We start from the raw sequence: 18,899 nt of genomic DNA, 5'->3' as shown, positions 1-18,899 counted from the left end.
ACGTTTCAAAGTATGCTCAAAAGTATGTTCCAAAGTATATTCCAAGAAACTCTATTAAACAATAATGACTAATCCATAGTGGATGCTGGGGAAAACAAAGCGTTATCTTGAGGTTACAAGGGTCCTTTTAAAGTACAACCTTATTCCGGAACTCTACCGGGATCTGCGTACCAATTATATTTCAAATCCTGATTGTACCTGTGATTTTGATGTTGAGAACAGGCAGACGGCGGTAAAACTCAGGCAGGCTTTCGAAGATCTCGGGCCTACTTTTATCAAAATGGGGCAGACCATGAGCAAGCGGCCTGATCTCGTGCCCCAGCCTTATGTTATTGAGATGTCGAATTTGCAGGATAAGGTTAAACCTGTGCCTTTTGAGGAAATGGCTGAATCTCTCGACCTTGCCTGCATATGTGAGTACCAGACGCGTGAGGGCCGGAACCGGAAAAAAAGTGAAGATGAACTGAAGGCGGAAAGAAAAAGAAGAGCAAAAGCCTTTATTGAGATTTTTGACAGCTTTGACCCTGAACCAATTGCCTGCGGGTCCATTGCTCAGGTCTATAAAGGGGTTCTTGATAGCAAACCCGTGGCTGTAAAGATTCTACGCCCGAACCTCATTGATACTATTAATATCGACCTTTCTATCCTGGACGATTTCAAGCCTGTGATGAAAAAAGTACTCAGGGTAGGAAAGAAATTCGATATCGATGCTTTTTTACTGGAGATCCGGGAAATGCTTACCCGGGAAGTTGACCTAAGGATTGAAGCCGTTAACATGCGGCGTTTTGATGATAATTTTAAGAATGTGAAAAATGTTGCTGTACCTAAAATTTATCCGGATTACTGTTCTGCCAATATCCTTACAATGGAATTTATTCAGGGTACCCAGGTCAAGGACCTCATTGATATGCCTGTGCCTCAAAGCAAAAAATCGGAATATACGCGCACTATTACCAAGAGCTACCTGAAACAGGTCTATATCGACGGTTTTTACCATGCAGACCCCCACGGGGGAAATATGCTGGTCGAGGAAAACGATACTGTTGCCTTCATTGATTTCGGGGCTGTGGGCAGTATCGATGATGAACTTCAAAAGAACATGCTTGAGTTTTACTACTCTATCAATAACAGGGACGTGGAAGGGGCAACCCAGGCTTTCCTTAAAATCGGGGGTGTGGATGCAAGAGACGTGGATGTCCGCAGGCTCAGGAAAGACATGGACGACCTTATTGCAAACCAGAATTACGGGCTTGAAGGCAGGCAGAGTGACAACTACGCAAAACTCGGCCTGAAGTATGATATCCGGCTTCCCGGGGAATTTTCAACCCTGCAGAGGGCGATCCTGCTTATCGAAGGGGTCTGCCTTGAACTTGACCCGCGGTACAATATTAAAACCATTGCAATTCCGGTCCTTATGGATGCCTACAAGAAACTCAACATCCCAAAGGGAGCTGCCCTTCATATTGAATTTTCCGCAGAGCCCCCGGATGAAAAAGCTGAGTTAAGAGCTGCTATCAGGGAGGTTGCCGAAAAAATGGAATACATGGGGGACAGGTTCCTTGAAGGAAAGCAAAAAGAAAACAAACGCAGTGTTTTCTCAAAGGAGTTTTACCTCGCTGTCCTGCTCGTAGTCTCGACTTATATCCTGTTATATGGAGATGCGTTCTCGTGGGTTGGATTGGTCGGGTTTATGGGGACGATCCTGATAGCACTTCTTTCTGTAATTCGAAGAAACTGAGATGACCCTCACCTGATACAAAAGCTCTAATAAATGAAAATATAAAATAATGTAATAAAAACAAGTAAAATAAATGTAAAAACAAGTAAAATAAATGTAAAAATTAAAAATTAAGGATTCAGCAATGGGGGGTTAGTTTCTGGTAGAAAAAACCTTAAAAATCGAAGGAATGACATGCAATCACTGCGTTGTAAGAGTGGGAAGAGCTATTACTTCCGTTAAGGGCGTAGTAGAAGTGGATGTAAACCTGGAGAAAAGAGAAGCAGTTGTAAATTTTGAAGAGTCCGTGACAGACCTGGAAACAATTAAGGCGGCTGTTCGGGAAGCAGGATATGAGCCCCTTTGAAAATCGGTATTTCCTTTTCCCGACTTTCACTTCAGTCGCTTACACAGACTCTAATTTACAAGTACAGGTACTACTTTTCCCTGCCAATCCGGTTCCGCGGACAGCAAAGAATTTTGCAGTAGACCGGACATCATATATCTGTTCAATCATGCAGTATTCCATTAAATTACTATGTTAACTCGTTCAGTAAAAATTAGACGGAGGTAGAAATCATAACTAAGGAAACCATAAAAGTTGAAGGCATGTCCTGCGGACACTGCGTTATGAGAGTTAAAAAGGCAATTGAAGGTTTGGAAGGCGTAAAGAAAGTAGACGTGAGCCTTGAGAACAAACAGGCGGTTGTCGAATTCGACGAAGGAAAGACTGACGTAAAGAAAATAAAGGCTGTAGTTCAGGAAAACGGGTATGAGCCTTCCTGAATTGGAATAAGGCGTTTAATAGTCTTCAAAATAGAGTCTCAAGAGACTTTATTTATTGTTCACGAGGAATTAATTATATAGTAAAAGGTACAGATTTTTATAATATGGGTAAAGCGCCTGTTTTAAAGCAGGTGATGATTCGGGGGTGAAAACATCAGGGAGACAACACTTGTAGTAGATGATCTGATTTGCAGGTATTGCAAAGACATGGTTACCACGCTCATTACCTCTATTAATGGGGTTTCCCGTGTAAACGTAAACGTCCCTAAAAGGACGGTAAATGTAACCTATGACAGCCGGATAACCGATGCACATGTCATAAGGATGACTCTTCAAGAAGCGGGTTATAAAAATATCATAGAGTCTTTTAACGCTTTTTAAGCGATCAGTAAGTCTGAAAAATTTGGATCGGCGGCGTATCCGATGGAAGTTACGATAGGTGTTTATGGCATGACCTGCGGTCATTGCCAGAAAAGAGTAGCGGAAGCTCTTTCTGGTATTGAGGGTGTGGAGTCTGTAGATGTTAATCTTGAAACCGAAAGTGCAACTGTTATTTTTGATCCTGAAAAAGTAAGCCCTGATGATATTAAGGAGGCTGTCCTAAAGGCCGGGTATTCTACAGAACGCGAAGCAGAAACTGAAGAGGAGGCCCGGGCAGAAATTCTCGAACCTGCCAGGAAAGATGTACCTGCAAGGTCGATTCCAGAAGCTGTCGATAGGGTTTTGGAAGGGACGGAAACGGATGTGGTAGGGAGAGCAGATGAGGGGGCGGGAGAAGAAATCTCAGGAGCATTTCAGACATGTCCCCTTACCGAAGCATGCGCCCTTGCAGACGAAGCAGAAAAAGAAACATCCTACCAATCAGGCCCGAAAACAGGTTCAAAAGAGATCACCCTTGGAGTTTCCGGGATGACCTGCTCGGCATGCGCCCTGAATATTGAAAAAATTTTAAAAAAAAAGAAGGGTGTGGACTCCGTAGCTGTTAATCTGGAACTTGGCAGGGCAAAGGTCAGCTTTGAACCTTCCCTGATCTCTCCTCAGGAAATTGAAGAGGCTATCGAATCCATAGGATATAAAGTCGAAAAAGACAAAGTGGCCCTGAACCTCCAGGGCATGAGCTGCGCCTCCTGTGCTGCAAACATTGAGAAGATCCTCAATAAAACCGACGGCGTAATCTCGGTTTCCGTGAATTTTCCGCTTGAAAAAGCCTTTGTGGAATTTGACTCCTCCCGCATCTCTGTCAGGAAAATTATTGCTGCAGTTCAGGGAATCGGGTATGGAGCCTCAGTCCATTCTGAAACTGTGGAGTATGAGGACAGAGAACAGATTTCAAGGGACACTGAGATCCGAAAACAGGAAAATAATCTAATCGTTGCTCTTTTACTGGGCATTCCCATCTCTCTTGGAAACATGAGCATGATGTTTCCCTTCCTCTCGTTTGTGCCCTCAATCTTTTCTAATCCCATTGTACTTTTTGTAATGTCTACCCTTGTCCTGCTCTTTCCAGGAAGGCAGTTTTTTGTTGGGACTTTCAAAGGTTTCAAGCATGGCGTAACCGATATGAACCTGCTGATTGCTGCAGGGACCGGATCAGCTTATTTTATCAGTGTAGCAGCAACTTTCCTTGACCTGGGCCCGGGATATAACTCCCTCTACTATGACACAGTTGCTTTCCTGATAATTTTCATCGTTTTTGGCAGGTACCTCGAAGCCAGGGCAAGGGGTAAAACCTCGGAAGCCATCCGAAAATTGATGGGATTAAGGGCAAAAACCTCAAGGATCCTTGTAGACGGCGTGGAAAAAGAGGTCCCTGTTGAAGAGGTAGTTGTTGGGGATATTGTTGTGGTCCGCCCCGGAGAAAAGATACCTGTTGACGGGGTTGTTGTTGAAGGAAGCTCTGCAATAGACGAATCCATGATTACTGGCGAGAGCATCCCGGTTGAGAAAGGCGCAGGAGACACGGTTATAGGGGCTACCCTTAACAAGACAGGGTCTTTCAGGTTCAGGGCTACAAAGGTTGGAGCCGATACCGCCCTTGCTCAGATAATCAGGCTTGTAGAAGCAGCCCAGACAAACAAGGCTCCAATCCAGAGGGTCGCAGATGTTTTTGCCGGCAACTTCATCGTAGCCGTGCATATTGTTGCTCTTCTGGCTTTTTCCTTCTGGTTTTTCATCGGCTACTGGCGTTACGGGGTAGGGGTATCTGCAGCTCTTGGAGGAATAAGTCCCTTCCTTTTTTCCCTCCTCATAGCCATCACCGTCCTTGTAATCTCCTGCCCCTGTGCGGTTGGGCTGGCAACCCCTGCAGCCATTATGGTCGGGACCGGCAAAGGTGCGGAAAACGGGATTCTGATCAAAGGTGGGGAAGCCCTCGAGCAGGCTCATAAACTTAATACAATCGTGTTTGACAAAACAGGGACCCTTACTGAAGGTACTCCGAAACTTACAAACGTATTTGCAGTCTCCGGCCACGAGGAAAATGAAGTGCTTTTTATTGCCGCAGCGGCTGAAAAAGGATCCGAGCATCCACTGGGAGAGGCAATAGTAAGAGGTGCAAACGAAAGAAAAATCAGTCTTCCCGAAACAAAAAACTTCCGTTCAATTCCCGGAAAAGGAATCGAAGCCTATCTTGAAGTCAAAAAAATTCTGCTCGGGACCCGCAAGCTTATGGAAGAAAACTCGATTCCTTTTGAGGGACTGGAAGCTGAGATGCTTAAATTTGAAGAGCAGGGGAAAACTGCAATGCTTGTAGCTTTCGAGGGCGAAGCCATAGGGCTTGTTGCAGTTGCCGACACCCTGAAGGAGAACTCTAAAGAAGCTGTAGAGACCCTTATAAAAATGGGCATCGAAGTAGTTATGATAACCGGAGACAACGCAATCACAGCCGGGGCAATTGCAACTGAAGTCGGAATCCCGAGAGTGCTTGCCGAGGTTCTGCCTGAAGACAAGGCAAACGAAATCAAAAAGCTCCAGAAAGAAGGCAAACTTGTCGGCATGGTAGGAGACGGTATAAATGATGCTCCTGCTCTTATTCAGTCCGATGTAGGAATTGCTATGGGGGCAGGTACGGATGTGGCAATGGAATCGGCAAAAATAGTGCTTATAAAAAATGACCCGAGAGACGTTGTCGCAGCGCTTAAACTTAGCCGGCTTACCATTAATAAGATCAAGCAAAATCTGGCATGGGCCTTCGGATACAATATGCTGGGAATTCCTATTGCAGCAGGGATCCTGTATCCAGTTTTTCACCGGATTCTGATTACGCCGGAACTTGCTGCCGCTTTCATGGCATTGAGTTCGGTTTCCGTAACAACCAATTCCCTGCTGATGAAAAGAAGCAGGATTAAATAAGTTCAGGGCAGATATTTTTTAAGCTGAATAAATTAGGGCAGATTTGAATAAAAGAAAAGCCGGAAAACACATGCATGAAGTTTCAAAATGAACTTTCATGCGTGTTTATTTTAAATATTCTTCCGATAAACCGGCTGAAGGTTAAGTTTTCGGGAATTCCGAACACTCAGTTGCTGATGGTGAATTCTATGGTAAAATTCGGATCCAAAGACAAAAGAACCAGACTCGTGTTTCTCTCAAGTATTGCCACCTCGCTGGTGCTGATGAACCTCTTTCTGCTTGGGACTTTGTTAACCAACATGTACCGGGGAGAAGCATCCTACACTCAGACAGATATTGCTGCGGGTTCTATCTTTGTTCTAGTGATCACCATGATAATATCCCTATCTCTCTGGCCCAGGGTAATTGACTGGCTTGAAAGTAGAGAAAAAAATAAGTAATGAATTTCAATTTTTTAAAAACGTACTGATTTATATAAGAATGAATTTACCTTCTGCCATGAACAACGGCAGTATCAGAGCAAATATCAAAGAAGGACTAAAAGTAGGCATTGTCTTAAAACAGGACCAGAGAACCGGAAAAATTACCCAGGGCGTTGTAAAGAGAATTTTAACCAATTCTTCAACTCATCCACATGGGATAAAAGTTCAATTAACGGATGGGCAGGTCGGGAGAGTTAAGGAAATTTACTCAAAAGCTGAAGAATGAGGGCCTCCGCAAAATAATTTATGCACTTTTTTTTACTGTACTTAACTATTTTCACAAACAGGCTCATTGATTTAATCCCAAAAATCAGTTAAAAAGCCTGGTAGTGCCCCTTAGTTACATAAACCGCCAATTCACTCAGTGGAAAAAATGCAAATGGGAGGTAAAATATGCTAAAAGTTATTGCCTCAACCATATTTTTTGTTGCCTTGTCGAAGCTTAGAAAGGAGATCGAAAAAATATTTACGCAACATCAGGAACAAAAACAGGTTACTGTTACTGAAGATATGTTGCATAAACTGCCAGATCCAGTAAAAAAATATCTTGTGTACACCGGGGTGGTTGGCAAACCGATTGTTCAAACTGTACGTCTTAAGCAAGTAGGTAAAATTCGAAAAGACACCAAACAACCGTGGATGAACTTTGAGGCTAAAGAATATTATTCCGTAAGTCCACCTGGTTTTGTGTGGATTGCATATATGAAATTTTTTGGTTTGCCACTGATGCGAGTGAGAGATTATTATCTGGAGGGCAAAGGCAATCTCCTGGTGAAGGCGGTTTCATTATTCACAATTGCAAATTCTGTAGGTAAAGAAATGGACCAGGGAGCAATGATGCGTTATCTTAACGAGATGATGTGGTTCCCATCGGCTTTTTTGGGAAAGAATGTTTCTTTTGAATCTATTGATGCTAATTCAGCGAGAGTGACGTTGAAGGATATAGGCAAAAGTGTAACAGCGACAATGTATTTTGACGACGAAGGGAAAGTGACAAACTTTATAGCTCCACGTTATCGAGATATGGGCAACAATATATTTGAATTTGAAAATTGGTCCACTCCATTTCGAGAATATGGGGAATTTGAAGGACTGAAACTCCCTCTAAAAGGGGCAGGGGTCTGGAATTTAAAAGAAGGTGATCTGGAATATATTGATTTAACCATAACTGATTTAAAATACGACCCGGATGAGCCATATTGAAGAATCAAAGGCAACCCTCGGGTCATCCTTTTTTAATCTTAGACATTACATTTTGCTTTACCAGTTTTTCGTATTTTTTCCAGCTGTTTTCATCGATCTTGGGCATTGAGACGATGTGGCTTCGCTTCATTTAATCGAATTCTCATCGGTAAGAGATCAAATCATAATTTGAACCCGAGCAGATTCCAGTTATTCAGCCACCAGACAAACGCCAGCAGAGCCAGGACCACCAGACTGTAATGAATTCTTCCGGAAAAACTCCAGTAACTATTTTTCCATGCCAGGGCTACAAATACAACAGATCCCAGCGCTAGAATCGCAGCTATCAGGGCGATTGCCAGCAGGACTATCAGGAAGTTCGAGACAGAGTATATAAAATCTACATCTGCCGGTCTAGCCAGGAAAAGGAATATTAACCCTGTCAGGAACAGAAGGTTAATCATGCTGGCTCCGCCTGCAAACAATCTGGCGGTGCTGGAAGGTTTAGGTTTTTTGGGCTTTGAGGGGAAGCACTTGATGATAAAGCTTATCGGCCAGATGGACGTCGATAAGAAAAGGAGAATGCAACCTCCCAGAAGGGAAAGGTTAATACTGATATCATCGTTCCAGGGCACTTTTTCATAGGCTGTCGTGGGATCCAGTTTCATGAAGATATAATTGATATGACCCTGGCTGTCTTTGCCAAAGACCAGGGCGTTCTGGGAAGAGAGCGCATCAGCCTGACTGAAAGTCATTGATTCTACTTCTACCCATTTTTCTGACCCCCCTATGAGCTGAGAAATTATGAGAGTGCTGTTCGTGCCCGAAGATACCCGTATCCTATGGGAAAGAGAGGTTAATTTTTCAAAGTTACTGTAGGCGCTCCTTGTTGGGCGATAGCTGCCAGCAAAAAGGCTTGCATTCTTTTCAAAGCCGGAGATGGGTTCAGGTGCCTTGGAAGACGGCACAGGATAGTAATGATCCATAAAAGCCTGAAGTAGCTCATCAACTGCTGTTTCGCTATCCTGTTCGCTGCAGGAGATAAAAAGGCCAAGCTGGCTTTCGGGTATCAGCACCAGCTGGGTGTGGAACAATATAGTGTCGCCTCCATGCCCTATAACTCTCGGATTTTCCTGATTTATCTCCCAGAATCCATAAGTTACACCGTTAACCCTGGGGTCGTTTGTGAAGAGGCGGCTATGCATTTGCCGTGCTGTAGCTTCCTGCAGTATACGGTTATCACCATACTTTCCGTTTTGAAGATGAGCAATCATGAATTTCGCCATATCCTCAGATGTGGAACTCATAGAGCCTGCCGGCCAGACCTGCACGTATTCAAAAGGCTTTGCTGTGTAAACATTATTCGAATAGACATATCCATTGGACATATTCGAAGCCAGCCTGGCTGGCAGGGGCTGGTCGAATGTCGTATTGTTCATGTCCAGCGGAATAAGGATATTCTCTTCTACATACCTCTCAAAAGGCATTCCTGATACCTGCTCAACAATATATGCGGCCAGAGCAGATCCGTAGTTCGAATAGGCAGTTAGTTCTCCAGGAGGTCGCACTCGAGCAGGCATTTCCTTTTCCAGGTACTCACCAAGCGGCATAAGGTCAGTTGAACTGCGCACAAAAAAGCGTCCATCGAGAGCTAAATCCTCGAAGCCCGATGTATGGGACATAAGGTCCTTGAGGGTAATAGGCCTGGAATAGGTGGCAGGGACCTGGAAATCCTTGAGATATATGTTTACATCGGCATCAAGGTCAAGCTTTCCCTGTTCAGCAAGTTGCATTACTGCCGTCCATATGAAGAGTTTGCTGACAGAACCTACACGGAAGAGAGTTTGATTGCCAGAGACTGGCTGGCGTTTATCAATATCGGCATAACCGTATCCTTTGGCAAAAATAACCTGGCCGTCTTTGACCACAGCTACAGTTGCTCCGGAAACATTATTGGTCTTGAGCTGTGTATTTACAGCCCCATCCATAAAGACCTTTATCTCTCCTGAATCTGTGGGGCCACTGGCGTTTGAGGTAATAACTGAATTTATAGGAGAAGCAGATGCTGCACTGAGAGTCAGGAAAATAACTACCAGATCAAGGATAAAGATGTATGCGTTTCTTCCCGACTCCGATTTCATCCCTGAATATTATACTGGTTCTGTGCTTTATAGTATTTCTCTTCCAGAATTTTGAGAATTTCGATATTGATTTATTCAATAAAGGATCAATAAAGGCTTTTCCTTTGACATGGATCTGTTATGTTTCATAGGGGGGTTAAATATGCTTTTTAGTGGATATGGATTATGCAGATCTTTTATCAAGGAAAATAAAGTATTATCAAGTTTTAAAAGCATCAATTATTCCAGGTAACATAACTATTACAAAAAGTATACTTATATTCTAATTTTACATATGGAATTCTAACCCAAATTGTTTTCAAGGCAAAACAAAACTATAAGTTTTGAAACAATCAGGGGGATTAAAAGATCTTTAGGAAAGTGAAGGAATAAAGGTCTTTAGAAATGAGAAGAAGTAAAGGTCTCAAAAAACAGAACGGAACTAATCTCCAAAAAGTAAGTATTCCAAAAACATTGAGAGAAACCTGAATGTTAAGGGCATTTCCAACCTGAAACGGTGGCATCTGTTGCATCCACATTGATGTCAACGATCCGATTCCTTCCGGAACCTTGCAACAGAAGCCACTGAGTTATCCCGTGAAATAATATCTTGCACCTGGACAGGTTGTCACAGGGCCACTGCGGGATAAAAACCCTGAATGAATCGGTACTGAGGCGGTGTCAAAGTCCGTATTAACGGGGTTAACCCTTAGCAATAAGCATTTTTCAGGCGACGCCTGTAGGGCGGATTCAGGGGTTGCCTGAAATATCTTTATTGTTTAATTGATTTCCAAATTATTTATCTACCCCCTTTTTATTCTTTTATATCCTTTTGTTCCCTATCCTCCATGAGGCTGAAATCTGAGAGTATTTTATGGGTTTCAAAATGTTCTTTATCCTTTACCTGTATCTGGTCCTCTATGCCTAAATCATATTGGGAAACGGTTCCCGGAAGGAAAATACCCTCAAGCCTTGAACTTTACCCCGTAATTCACAGTTATTTGCAGAAAAGCCATAAAATTCTTGATATCGGATGCGGTTTTGGAAAAATCAGCCTTGAACTTGCTTCCCTGGGATATTCGGTAATGGGGATAGATATAAACACTGAAGTGGTCAAGCTTTCAGAAGCTGCTGCAAAAAGCCTGGAGCTGGATAGAAAGACAGAAGGGAGAGCTGAATTTAAAGTTGGAAATGCTTCTGCTCTTCCTTTCCGTGAGTCAAGTTTCAATTTTGCAATCATGCAGGCTTTTTTGACCTCTGTGCCGGATCCGCAGGAGAGGGTCAGGATAATCCAGGAAGCTTTCCGAGTCCTGAAGCCTGAGAGTTACCTTTACCTTGCGGAATTCGGACAGAACTGGCACCTCGAGCCTTACAGAAAGCGCTACCTTGAAGATTTCCCGGTTACAAAAGAAGAAGGTTCTTTCCTTGCCCTTAACCCTGAAACCGGAGAGGTTGAATTTATTGCACACCATTTCTCCGAAAAAGAGCTGGTGTTTCTGCTTGTAGACTGCGGGTTTGAGATTGACTATTTCAGGGTTGAAGAGCTTAAAACCAAGACAGGTAACAAAATTAATGGATTTATAGTTGTGGCTAAAAAGCTTTGAACCACTGACTACTGGCATTCTTTCAACCAGGTACTGAAAAACCTCAAAGCTCTGGCTTCGGCTTTCACAAACCCATTTTAAGCAGATTAATCCTGGAATTCAAGTTAATTATGTGACTCCAGGTTAATTATGTGACTCCAGGTCAATTATGTGACTCTATCACTCAGGTGAAGCCCGATAACTCCTGCAATTACAACGACAAGAGAAATTATCTTGAGGGCAGTGGTAGGTTCCCTGAAATAGAAAATTCCGGCTATGGTAATAAGAGCAGTCCCAAGCCCGGCCCATATTGCATATGCAATGCTCACATCTATTCCTTTAAGGGCAAGAGTAAAGAAAAAGAAACTGATCGCATAGAACACGAAAATCAAAACTGAAGGGGGCAGTTTTGTAAAGCCCTCGGATAATTTCATGCAGATGGTCCCGCATACTTCAAATGCTATTGCCAGTAACAGCAGGTAATAATAGTTCATTAATAGACATTTTCCTTCTATTTATTAATCAGTTCCCTGGTTCATTACATCATCCGTCTACTTACTTTAACATGTGGTCAGGTTTATCTATGTATCAAGTTTATCTATTTATAATCATGTATCAGAGGCCGTTCTTTTGAAAGTACACTGGAATTTCAAAAAGCGGAAGTGAAACAAGAGTAAGTTTTAATGACAGGGGAAATTCTTACCGGGGTGGAAGTAAACACAGCAACCGTGAAAGCAAAGACAACAACCGGGGTGAAAGTGGTGGTTACGAGGTGGCAACAGCGGCCCCAGAGAAATGTATCCAGCGGTGTGTTCTGATTGTGGCGTTGAGACCCAGGTTCCATTCAGACCAACTGAAAGAAAGCCGGTTTGCTGCAGGGACTGTCTCCTAAAAAACAGGAAGTTTTAATTCCAGAAATTCTGAATTTTTTGATTTTTAATCTTATCAATGGAAATCATCTGGCAAAAAGGTTTCCAAATCTACATTTATTCTTCGTCTGATTCGTTACTCTTGTCCTTTATCTTTGAGGGAGACATTTTTATATATATTTTATCTCATGTGGATTAATCTTATATAACATAAGAGGTTTTTACAATTAGTAAAAATAATGAGACATAATCTGTTATTAAAAACTCCCTCTTTTGTTTTTAAATAATAAATTATATCTTATCATATTTTTATGAAATATGTGTATCCGCTATAAGTGGAGGTGAAACAAAATTGGGTTTTAATGACAGAGGAAATTCTTACCGGGGTGGCAGCAGAGACAGCAACCGTGGTGGAAGTGGTGGTTTCAGAGGCGGCAACAGTGGTCCCAGAGAAATGCACAAGGTTATCTGTTCTGACTGCGGTGTCGAGACTGAAGTTCCTTTCAAACCAACTGAAGGGCGGCCGGTTTACTGTAGAGACTGCCTTCCTAACCATAGGAAGTTCTAAATTCAAAGTTCTTATGTAAAGTGTTGCTCTGTAATTTATTAGATCAACACTTACTCCACTTTTTATTCTGTGTTTTTTACCTTTTATGGGTAAAGGCATTGGAACTCATATATCTACATAAACTTATTTATTGAGTTATAATATAAACCATCATTAATTTATAAACCACTATTAATTTATAAACCACCATTAATTACATCTTAGTTAATATTTAGTTAGCATAGTTAAAATTTATTTAGAAGGATGTGGAATTATTCTGAAAGATTTTGAAGCAAATACCCAATCAATTGGTTCTGCAATGACTGAACCAGCCTTAAATATGGGGGAATTTCCTTAGTTTCGAATTTTCGGAGATTCTGATTTTTCAGAGGTTTTTTAATTCCTATCCATTTATGAACCTTCACACCAAAATATCTATAGAAATTGTTACACAGAAAATTCGAAAAAATATGATCTGATAAAAAAATGGTAATTAAACCAACTCAAAAGTAATAATACAACGAGGAATCAACCTGGCAAACTATAGAAGCAATATAAGGAAAAGAAAAGCAGGAACTGGAACTGCCGCCCCAACTACTCAGGAAGTAACAAGGGTACGCACACCGCGCAAAGAAAATCATGAAGTCCTGGCAACGGTAGGAAGCCTCTTAGGTTCAAAGAGGGTTAACTTACAGTGCATGGACGGCGTTGTCCGAATGGGCCGAATCCCTGGATCCAAGAACAAGAAGATGTGGATTCGTGAAGGTGATGTCGTAATTGCCACTCCATGGGAAATTCAGGATTCCAAAGCCGATGTCATATGGAAATACACAAGGCCGCAGATAGAGTGGCTTGAGCGCAAAGGCTACCTTAAATAACTTCCTGATGAATTATAAGACTCAATTCACAAAAAAGAACTCTTTCGATACTATTTGGTTTTAACCAGTGCCAAGGTTAAACCTCTCATTCCTCTTTTCAATAATTCTTTAATATTGACAATAAAATAGATTTTGGGATCAGCTCCAGAACAATTTTAAAAGTTTTCTGCTCTTTTCAGTAATCCTGTTTTATCCTTTCTTAAAATGGGAAGAGTACTACAGAAGATCCCAACAGATATGGTGCCGATGGTTGGAGGGTGGTCTATGTATGGGTTTTCTGTACTAACTGAAAAGAGAAATTGAGTGAAAGATTGGGTTTATAGTTTAAAAAATTGGGGTTAAAAGCAGGCAACTTCAGATGAAAGACATTCTTATGATTTTTTTCCATTATTATGAGTAAAATTTATATAATTTGACTGTATAGTATGAACGTTAAAAATAAAGAGACGTATAATCTGTTATTAAAAACTAATTTCTGTTTTTAATCAAAGAGCTCTATACAATCTTATTTTTAAGCAAATGACTATCCGTTGTAAACGGAGGTGAAAAGAAAATGGCTTTTAATGACAGAAACTCCTTCCGGGGAAGAGACAGCAACCGGGGAGGTTTCGGAGCCCCAAAGGAAATGCACAACGCAATCTGTTCCGACTGCGGCGCTGAAACTCAGGTCCCTTTCAAACCTGATCCCGACAGACCGGTTTACTGCAGAGACTGCCTTCCTAACCACAGGAAGCCCAGAGAGAACCGCTACTAATTTCGAATTCATTCGAAAAATTTCACTTGACAGATTCTGTCCGTTTTGCTTAGCTTGGACGGGTAAAACGGACCACTTATTTTTATAATGTATTTTATTTAATGATTCTGCTTTACACATATCATTTGCTACAGTTTTGAGCTTTCTTTGAGACTCTCTTTTAATCAAAAAACGTCTCCTATCACCTGCTATATCTTTTTTTTGAGCTAATTTTGTTCCTGTCTGATTTTATTCCTGTTAATCGATTTTTTGATAGGTAAATTTATATAATTGAAATACTATGTAGGAGTAGTTGAAAATTAAGAGACGTATAATTGTTATTAAAAACCATTTTTTTTGTTTTTAATCAATAAATTTTATACAATCTTGTTTTTACTCTATAGATACCCGCTATAAGCGGAGGTGAAACAAAAATGGGTTTTAATGACAGAGGAAATTCTTACCGGGGTGGCAGAGACGGCAACCGTGGTGGAAATGGTGGTTTCAGAGGCGGCAACAGCGGTCCCAGAGAAATGACTAAAGTAACCTGTTCTGACTGCGGTGTTGAGACTGAAGTTCCATTCAAGCCAACCGAAGGTCGGCCGGTTTACTGCAGAGATTGTCTTGCTAACCACAGGAAGTTCTAATGATTATCTGCATTGAGTGTTAATTTCTTTATTGAATTAACACTCAATTCATTTTCACTATTCGTTTTTTTATTTACTTTGTTTTTCGTCTCTTGTTTTTACGAATGCGTCCAGAAATCAGAAACAGAACAATTTAATTGCACCTGTTCAAAACAGTAAATGTCTTTGATGGCACCCATAAAAGAAGGAAAAACAAGAGGAATTGGGAATAAAAAACAGTAAACTCAATTCAGCATTGAAATCATTAAGATAAAAATCAGCAGAGGAGGAATTAATCTGGCTAATTACAGGAGCACAATTCGGAAAAGACAGGCAGGATCTAATAAACCAGTAGGACCAGGAAACGGTCCCCAGGAAGTAACAAGGGTACGAACTCCACGTAAGGACAGAAACGAAGTTCTGGCAACAGTAGCAAGTTTACTTGGCTCAAAACGAGTTACGCTACAGTGCATGGATGGAGTAGTCCGAATGGGCAGGATTCCCGGTTCCAAAAAAAAGAGAATGTGGATCCGAGAAGGCGATGTTGTCATAGCCAACCCCTGGGAAGTTCAGGATTCAAAAGCCGATGTTACCTGGAAATATACAAGACCCCAGATCGAATGGCTTGAAAGAAAAGGGTACCTTAATTAAAAGATACCTTAAACATACTTCATTAACTTTTCATAGCACTACCTTAACTGTAGCTTCAATCAACCAATGGTTTTGAATAATTGCAATATATTTTAAATAATTGCAATATTAAACTACAAACTTATAATTAAAAATCCCACAAACAACCTGCGGATTAATACTACAACAGTTTTTCAATTTTGATCAATTCATCAGTTCCTCTTTACTCAAAATTTCTTTCATTAATACAATTTCCTTAACAGGCATTTTCTTTCCAAAATCCTTGATTTCTTTTCTAGCCTTCACGATTCCCTCAATGGGGGAAACACCTTTCGAGCAGACTACCCTGCATTTGGCATGGAATTCACAGCCCCACCAACCGAATTTACTGTTGGCAAGCATAAGCCTTGATTCATCATCCGCCTTACGGGGGTCAATATGGAATCTATACAGCTTTGCAAGAACAGCTGATCCCAAAAAATCATTGTCTTTTCTCGAGATTGGGAAGGAACCCACACACGCAGCACAGAGTATGCAGTTTGTATACTTTCCAAGCTCCTTTACGGCATCAGGCTGCATGAACTTCTCCTTCACAGGGAGGGGGGTCAGAAGCCGGTTTAAGGTCAGCTCGAGAATCGTCTGCTAAGGCATTCCCGAGGGATGCATTTATCCCTCCCTGAGCTGCTACGGAATGGGGACGGAGAAGGCGCACTCTGAAAACGATGGCTGTATCAAGCCCTCTGTTTACCGTCTCAATTGCAGCCCGAAGACCAGTCAGTCCGGCTCCAACTATGACCACGTCATGTAAATTGATAGGATATCCTGCTTTTATTTCTGCATTTTCCAATTATTTCCTCTCGGGTTTGATTTTAATAATGATGGGTTTGCATAAAATTGACCTGAAACCCCTTGAAAAAAAAATCTGCTTAAGAATAATCTATTTTAATAAATTTTGCTTGCGTAAATTTTGCTTATCAGAATTTACATGTAAAGTTACTCAGTTCTATCGAGAAGGTCTCATAGTTTACGGAATAGTCGATAGGGCATTCGATAACAGTTACTTTATTCAGAGAAAAAGCTTTTTCCAGAACTTCTGCAAGGTCGTCCCCTTCTTTGACTTTGATGCCTGCAGCCCCGAAACTCTCGGCAAAGAGGGAAAAATCAGGGTTTCCATAATCCAGTGCAAAGTCCTCAAAATGCATTTTTTTCTGCTTCCATTTAATAAAGCCAAAGGCATTGTCATTGAGAATAAGGACAACAACATGGATTCCATAGCGGACTGCAGTCTCGAGCTCCTGACAGTTCATCATAAAGCCCCCGTCCCCGCAGATTGCAAGTACGCGGCGTTCCGGATGAAGAAGCTTTGCGGCAATACCGGACGCGAGCCCTGCGCCCATAGTTGCAAGAGCATTGTCAAGGAGCACAGTGTTCGGAGTATAGGTCTTGTAAAGGCGGGAGAACCAGAGTTTATAAATTCCGTTGTCCAGTGTGATTATGTCTTCTCTCCCAAGCACTTTCCTGACATTCATAACGACCGTCTGCGGGAGAGGAGGGTAACTTTTCCTGGCAGGAGCACTTATTTTTTCATCTATAAAAAGCCTGGTGTGTTCAAAGATGGGGAACTCTCGCTTTTCCGGGATGTTTGCGGCAAGTTCCCTGATTGAAGAGGCAATATTTCCAATAATTTCTATCTCAGGATTAAAGTACCTGTCAGGTACTGACTCAACAAAATCGATGTTTATGATCTGTTTATCCAGTTCCCTGTTCCATAGGTAGGGAGGATATTCCACGATATCGTATCCTACTGTAATAATCAGGTCTGCCCCTTCAATTCCACAGTTAACATAGTCCCGGGCATGGATTCCTGTGGCAAAAAGACTGTAAACGCAATCATCCGGAACTACACCTTTTCCCATCTGAGTGTGTACCAGGTAAATACCCGTACTTCTTGCAAAATCCTCCAGTTCTTTGGCAATGGCTTTCCGGTTAGCCCCCGAAGAAACGATAATCAGGGGGTTTTTAGCCTCACAAATCAGAGCTGCAGCTTTTTTCACGATTTCAGGATCAGGGAAAGGAATTTTTATTTCACTTTTTTTTTGCACTACTGCATCGGTTTCTTCCTCAGCCACATCTTCCGGAAGCTCAATGTGCACAGCTCCCGGCCTTTCAGCTTCCGCATGTTTGAAGGCATTTCGGATAACCGTGGGGATCATCCCCGGGTCGGTGATGGATACAGCTTTTTTGCAAAGTGGCTCCATCATCCTTACAACATCTACAAGCTGGAAACGGCCCTGCCAGTTGTCAATTAGGGCCTTCTGCCCGGATATGGATATAAAGGGAGCTCCTGTAAGCTGTGCCTGGGCAACGCCTGTAACAAGGTTCGTCGCTCCCGGACCAAGGGTTGAAAAGCAGACCCCTGGTTTTCCTGTCAGCCTTCCGTAAGCTGCAGCCATAAATGCCGCAGCCTGTTCATGCCTTGTTACGATCAGTTTTATGTTCGAGTTTCGTAGAGATTCGAGAAGGTCAAGGTTTTCTTCTCCAGGAAGTCCAAAAATATATTCCACACCTTCCTCTTTAAGCTGAGCAACAAAAAGGTCCGAAGCTTTCATAAAAAAACCCCAATATTAATCAATATTTATTTGTTAACCACGACGGTCTTTATATTTACAAATTCCTTAAGCCCGTAATACGAAAGCTCCCTTCCTATTCCGGAGTTCTTGATCCCTCCAAAAGGCAACCTCGGATCGGACACCCCCATTGATGGTTACAAAACCTGACCTGATTCTTTTTGCCAGCCTTCCGGCTCTCTCCAGGTCTGCAGACCAGACATCGGCTCCGAACCCGAACTCCGTGGAGTTTGCAATCTCCACAGCTTCATCATCCTTTACCATGATTACGGGCGCAATAGGCCCAAAGACCTCAACACTGCAGGCCATCATGTCCGTACTGGCTGCAGGGATAAGGGCAGGCCTAAAGAAAAAGCCTTTCTCACGTCCCTCCCCGTATACGTAAGGTTCTACACTTTTCTTTTTTGCATCTTTAAGGGTCTTTTCAAGGCTGTCGACAGATTCTTTTTTTACTACCGGCCTGATGTCAGTTCCCTCATCCACGGGATCTCCGATCTTCATTGGCTTTCCCATTTCTTTCGTAATAATCTCGGCATACACCCGCTTGTTCTGCCTGAGTACCTCAACTACCCGTGCAATATACGTGGTTCTTTCCTCAACCGAAAAAACCCCCCATCCTGAAAAAGCAGCCCTGGATTTTTCAATCTGGCCCTCACAATCCCCGAAAGACAACACCTCGTAAGTCCAGTTTACCTCTTCAGTATAAGGATTAGCGAGTTTAATATTCATTACTACCCCTCGAAAAAGGGTCCTTGAGTAATATTAGAA

Annotated in this window: 20 protein-coding genes and 1 pseudogene; 15 read left to right on the top strand and 6 right to left on the bottom strand. The window is 42.1% G+C overall.

Annotated elements, in window-relative coordinates; genetic code table 11:
* The first annotated feature begins 82 nt into the window (after nt 1-82).
* The 8 genes from MSWHS_RS15010 (at nt 83) to MSWHS_RS14975 (ending at nt 7,539) form a co-directional block, all read left to right on the top strand.
* On the top strand, nt 83-1,738 hold the full coding sequence (locus MSWHS_RS15010) for an AarF/ABC1/UbiB kinase family protein (protein WP_048159329.1): 1,656 nt from the start codon (nt 83-85) through the stop codon (nt 1,736-1,738).
* A 139-nt stretch (nt 1,739-1,877) separates the two neighbouring features.
* Nucleotides 1,878-2,084 (top strand): heavy-metal-associated domain-containing protein, encoded by a 207-nt coding sequence (locus tag MSWHS_RS19620; protein ID WP_082088371.1) that lies wholly within the window; start codon nt 1,878-1,880, stop codon nt 2,082-2,084.
* Between the two features lie 209 nt (nt 2,085-2,293).
* Nucleotides 2,294-2,503 carry a heavy-metal-associated domain-containing protein gene (locus MSWHS_RS15000; RefSeq protein ID WP_369798989.1) on the top strand — a complete coding sequence of 70 codons (210 nt, stop codon included), beginning with the start codon at nt 2,294-2,296 and terminating at the stop codon, nt 2,501-2,503.
* A 153-nt stretch (nt 2,504-2,656) separates the two neighbouring features.
* Nucleotides 2,657-2,884 carry a heavy-metal-associated domain-containing protein gene (locus MSWHS_RS14995; RefSeq protein WP_048128900.1) on the top strand — a complete coding sequence of 76 codons (228 nt, stop codon included), beginning with the start codon at nt 2,657-2,659 and terminating at the stop codon, nt 2,882-2,884.
* A 42-nt stretch (nt 2,885-2,926) separates the two neighbouring features.
* On the top strand, nt 2,927-5,854 hold the full coding sequence (locus MSWHS_RS14990) for a heavy metal translocating P-type ATPase (RefSeq protein WP_048128902.1): 2,928 nt from the start codon (nt 2,927-2,929) through the stop codon (nt 5,852-5,854).
* Nucleotides 5,855-6,042: 188 nt separating this feature from the next.
* Nucleotides 6,043-6,294, top strand: a complete 252-nt coding sequence (locus MSWHS_RS14985) for a hypothetical protein (RefSeq protein ID WP_048159661.1) — start codon at nt 6,043-6,045, stop codon at nt 6,292-6,294.
* A gap of 58 nt (nt 6,295-6,352) precedes the next feature.
* Nucleotides 6,353-6,562 (top strand): YwbE family protein, encoded by a 210-nt coding sequence (locus MSWHS_RS14980; protein WP_048130515.1) that lies wholly within the window; start codon nt 6,353-6,355, stop codon nt 6,560-6,562.
* Between the two features lie 167 nt (nt 6,563-6,729).
* Nucleotides 6,730-7,539, top strand: coding sequence for a DUF6544 family protein (locus MSWHS_RS14975; RefSeq protein ID WP_048128904.1), 810 nt, complete (start codon nt 6,730-6,732; stop codon nt 7,537-7,539).
* A gap of 161 nt (nt 7,540-7,700) precedes the next feature.
* Here MSWHS_RS14975 and MSWHS_RS14970 read toward each other — a convergent pair whose 3' ends face one another.
* Nucleotides 7,701-9,659: a serine hydrolase gene (locus MSWHS_RS14970; RefSeq protein WP_052722744.1), complete on the bottom strand. Its 1,959-nt coding sequence runs from the start codon at nt 9,657-9,659 to the stop codon at nt 7,701-7,703.
* Nucleotides 9,660-10,558: 899 nt separating this feature from the next.
* On the opposite strand from MSWHS_RS14970, the gene MSWHS_RS14965 reads away from it, so the two are divergent.
* Nucleotides 10,559-11,242, top strand: a complete 684-nt coding sequence (locus MSWHS_RS14965) for a class I SAM-dependent methyltransferase (protein WP_048128905.1) — start codon at nt 10,559-10,561, stop codon at nt 11,240-11,242.
* Between the two features lie 146 nt (nt 11,243-11,388).
* Here MSWHS_RS14965 and MSWHS_RS14960 read toward each other — a convergent pair whose 3' ends face one another.
* Nucleotides 11,389-11,715, bottom strand: coding sequence for a multidrug efflux SMR transporter (locus MSWHS_RS14960; RefSeq protein ID WP_048128906.1), 327 nt, complete (start codon nt 11,713-11,715; stop codon nt 11,389-11,391).
* 301 nt (nt 11,716-12,016) lie between these two features.
* Here MSWHS_RS14960 and MSWHS_RS22450 point away from each other — a divergent pair, with 301 nt between their 5' ends.
* The 6 genes from MSWHS_RS22450 to eif1A (MSWHS_RS19605) all read left to right on the top strand — a co-directional run bounded on the left by MSWHS_RS22450 (nt 12,017) and on the right by eif1A (MSWHS_RS19605) (nt 15,525).
* Nucleotides 12,017-12,130, top strand: coding sequence for a CxxC-x17-CxxC domain-containing protein (locus MSWHS_RS22450; RefSeq protein ID WP_082088134.1), 114 nt, complete (start codon nt 12,017-12,019; stop codon nt 12,128-12,130).
* A gap of 312 nt (nt 12,131-12,442) precedes the next feature.
* On the top strand, nt 12,443-12,658 hold the full coding sequence (locus MSWHS_RS14955) for a CxxC-x17-CxxC domain-containing protein (protein ID WP_082088135.1): 216 nt from the start codon (nt 12,443-12,445) through the stop codon (nt 12,656-12,658).
* A gap of 533 nt (nt 12,659-13,191) precedes the next feature.
* Entirely contained in the window at nt 13,192-13,515 is a 324-nt protein-coding gene (gene eif1A, locus MSWHS_RS19610) for a translation initiation factor eIF-1A (RefSeq protein ID WP_082088136.1), read from the top strand.
* 553 nt (nt 13,516-14,068) lie between these two features.
* Nucleotides 14,069-14,269 (top strand): CxxC-x17-CxxC domain-containing protein, encoded by a 201-nt coding sequence (locus tag MSWHS_RS14945; protein WP_048128912.1) that lies wholly within the window; start codon nt 14,069-14,071, stop codon nt 14,267-14,269.
* 413 nt (nt 14,270-14,682) lie between these two features.
* The gene (locus MSWHS_RS14940) at nt 14,683-14,895 is read left to right on the top strand and encodes a CxxC-x17-CxxC domain-containing protein (protein ID WP_048128914.1); all 213 of its coding nucleotides are present in this window, start codon (nt 14,683-14,685) and stop codon (nt 14,893-14,895) included.
* A gap of 297 nt (nt 14,896-15,192) precedes the next feature.
* Complete coding sequence (gene eif1A / locus MSWHS_RS19605) at nt 15,193-15,525, top strand: translation initiation factor eIF-1A (protein ID WP_082088137.1); 333 nt, start codon at nt 15,193-15,195, stop codon at nt 15,523-15,525.
* Between the two features lie 183 nt (nt 15,526-15,708).
* On the opposite strand, the gene MSWHS_RS14930 is transcribed toward eif1A (MSWHS_RS19605), so the two are convergent.
* The 4 genes and pseudogenes from MSWHS_RS14930 to MSWHS_RS14915 all read right to left on the bottom strand — a co-directional run bounded on the left by MSWHS_RS14930 (nt 15,709) and on the right by MSWHS_RS14915 (nt 18,860).
* Nucleotides 15,709-16,083 (bottom strand): hypothetical protein, encoded by a 375-nt coding sequence (locus MSWHS_RS14930; RefSeq protein WP_052722743.1) that lies wholly within the window; start codon nt 16,081-16,083, stop codon nt 15,709-15,711.
* Entirely contained in the window at nt 16,073-16,351 is a 279-nt protein-coding gene (locus MSWHS_RS14925; protein WP_048128916.1) for an FAD-binding protein, read from the bottom strand. The genes MSWHS_RS14930 and MSWHS_RS14925 overlap by 11 nt, the downstream gene beginning before the upstream one ends.
* Before the next feature lie 127 nt (nt 16,352-16,478).
* A complete protein-coding gene (locus MSWHS_RS14920; RefSeq protein ID WP_048128918.1) occupies nt 16,479-18,113 on the bottom strand; it encodes an acetolactate synthase large subunit in 1,635 nt (544 codons plus the stop codon).
* A 26-nt stretch (nt 18,114-18,139) separates the two neighbouring features.
* A pseudogene (locus MSWHS_RS14915) lies at nt 18,140-18,860 on the bottom strand (aldehyde dehydrogenase family protein).
* Nucleotides 18,861-18,899 lie beyond the last annotated feature (39 nt).

Source organism: Methanosarcina sp. WWM596, assembly GCF_000969965.1.
GTDB lineage: Archaea > Halobacteriota > Methanosarcinia > Methanosarcinales > Methanosarcinaceae > Methanosarcina.
Note: the sequence above shows the minus strand (reverse complement) of the source record. Positions and strands in the feature narration are given on the sequence as shown.

What these genes read in the sequence shown, in the direction of transcription:
- MSWHS_RS14960 (WP_048128906.1), bottom strand. Translation starts at nt 11,715, where the DNA reads ATGAACTATTATTACCTGCTGTTACTGGCAATAGCATTTGAAGTATGC.
- MSWHS_RS14980 (WP_048130515.1), top strand. Translation starts at nt 6,353, where the DNA reads ATGAACAACGGCAGTATCAGAGCAAATATCAAAGAAGGACTAAAAGTA.
- MSWHS_RS14965 (WP_048128905.1), top strand. Translation starts at nt 10,559, where the DNA reads ATGCCTAAATCATATTGGGAAACGGTTCCCGGAAGGAAAATACCCTCA.
- MSWHS_RS14975 (WP_048128904.1), top strand. Translation starts at nt 6,730, where the DNA reads ATGCTAAAAGTTATTGCCTCAACCATATTTTTTGTTGCCTTGTCGAAG.
- MSWHS_RS14940 (WP_048128914.1), top strand. Translation starts at nt 14,683, where the DNA reads ATGGGTTTTAATGACAGAGGAAATTCTTACCGGGGTGGCAGAGACGGC.
- MSWHS_RS15010 (WP_048159329.1), top strand. Translation starts at nt 83, where the DNA reads ATGCTGGGGAAAACAAAGCGTTATCTTGAGGTTACAAGGGTCCTTTTA.
- MSWHS_RS14920 (WP_048128918.1), bottom strand. Translation starts at nt 18,113, where the DNA reads ATGAAAGCTTCGGACCTTTTTGTTGCTCAGCTTAAAGAGGAAGGTGTG.
- MSWHS_RS14990 (WP_048128902.1), top strand. Translation starts at nt 2,927, where the DNA reads ATGGAAGTTACGATAGGTGTTTATGGCATGACCTGCGGTCATTGCCAG.
- MSWHS_RS14945 (WP_048128912.1), top strand. Translation starts at nt 14,069, where the DNA reads ATGGCTTTTAATGACAGAAACTCCTTCCGGGGAAGAGACAGCAACCGG.
- MSWHS_RS14970 (WP_052722744.1), bottom strand. Translation starts at nt 9,659, where the DNA reads ATGAAATCGGAGTCGGGAAGAAACGCATACATCTTTATCCTTGATCTG.
- MSWHS_RS22450 (WP_082088134.1), top strand. Translation starts at nt 12,017, where the DNA reads ATGTATCCAGCGGTGTGTTCTGATTGTGGCGTTGAGACCCAGGTTCCA.
- MSWHS_RS14930 (WP_052722743.1), bottom strand. Translation starts at nt 16,083, where the DNA reads ATGCAGCCTGATGCCGTAAAGGAGCTTGGAAAGTATACAAACTGCATA.
- MSWHS_RS14985 (WP_048159661.1), top strand. Translation starts at nt 6,043, where the DNA reads ATGGTAAAATTCGGATCCAAAGACAAAAGAACCAGACTCGTGTTTCTC.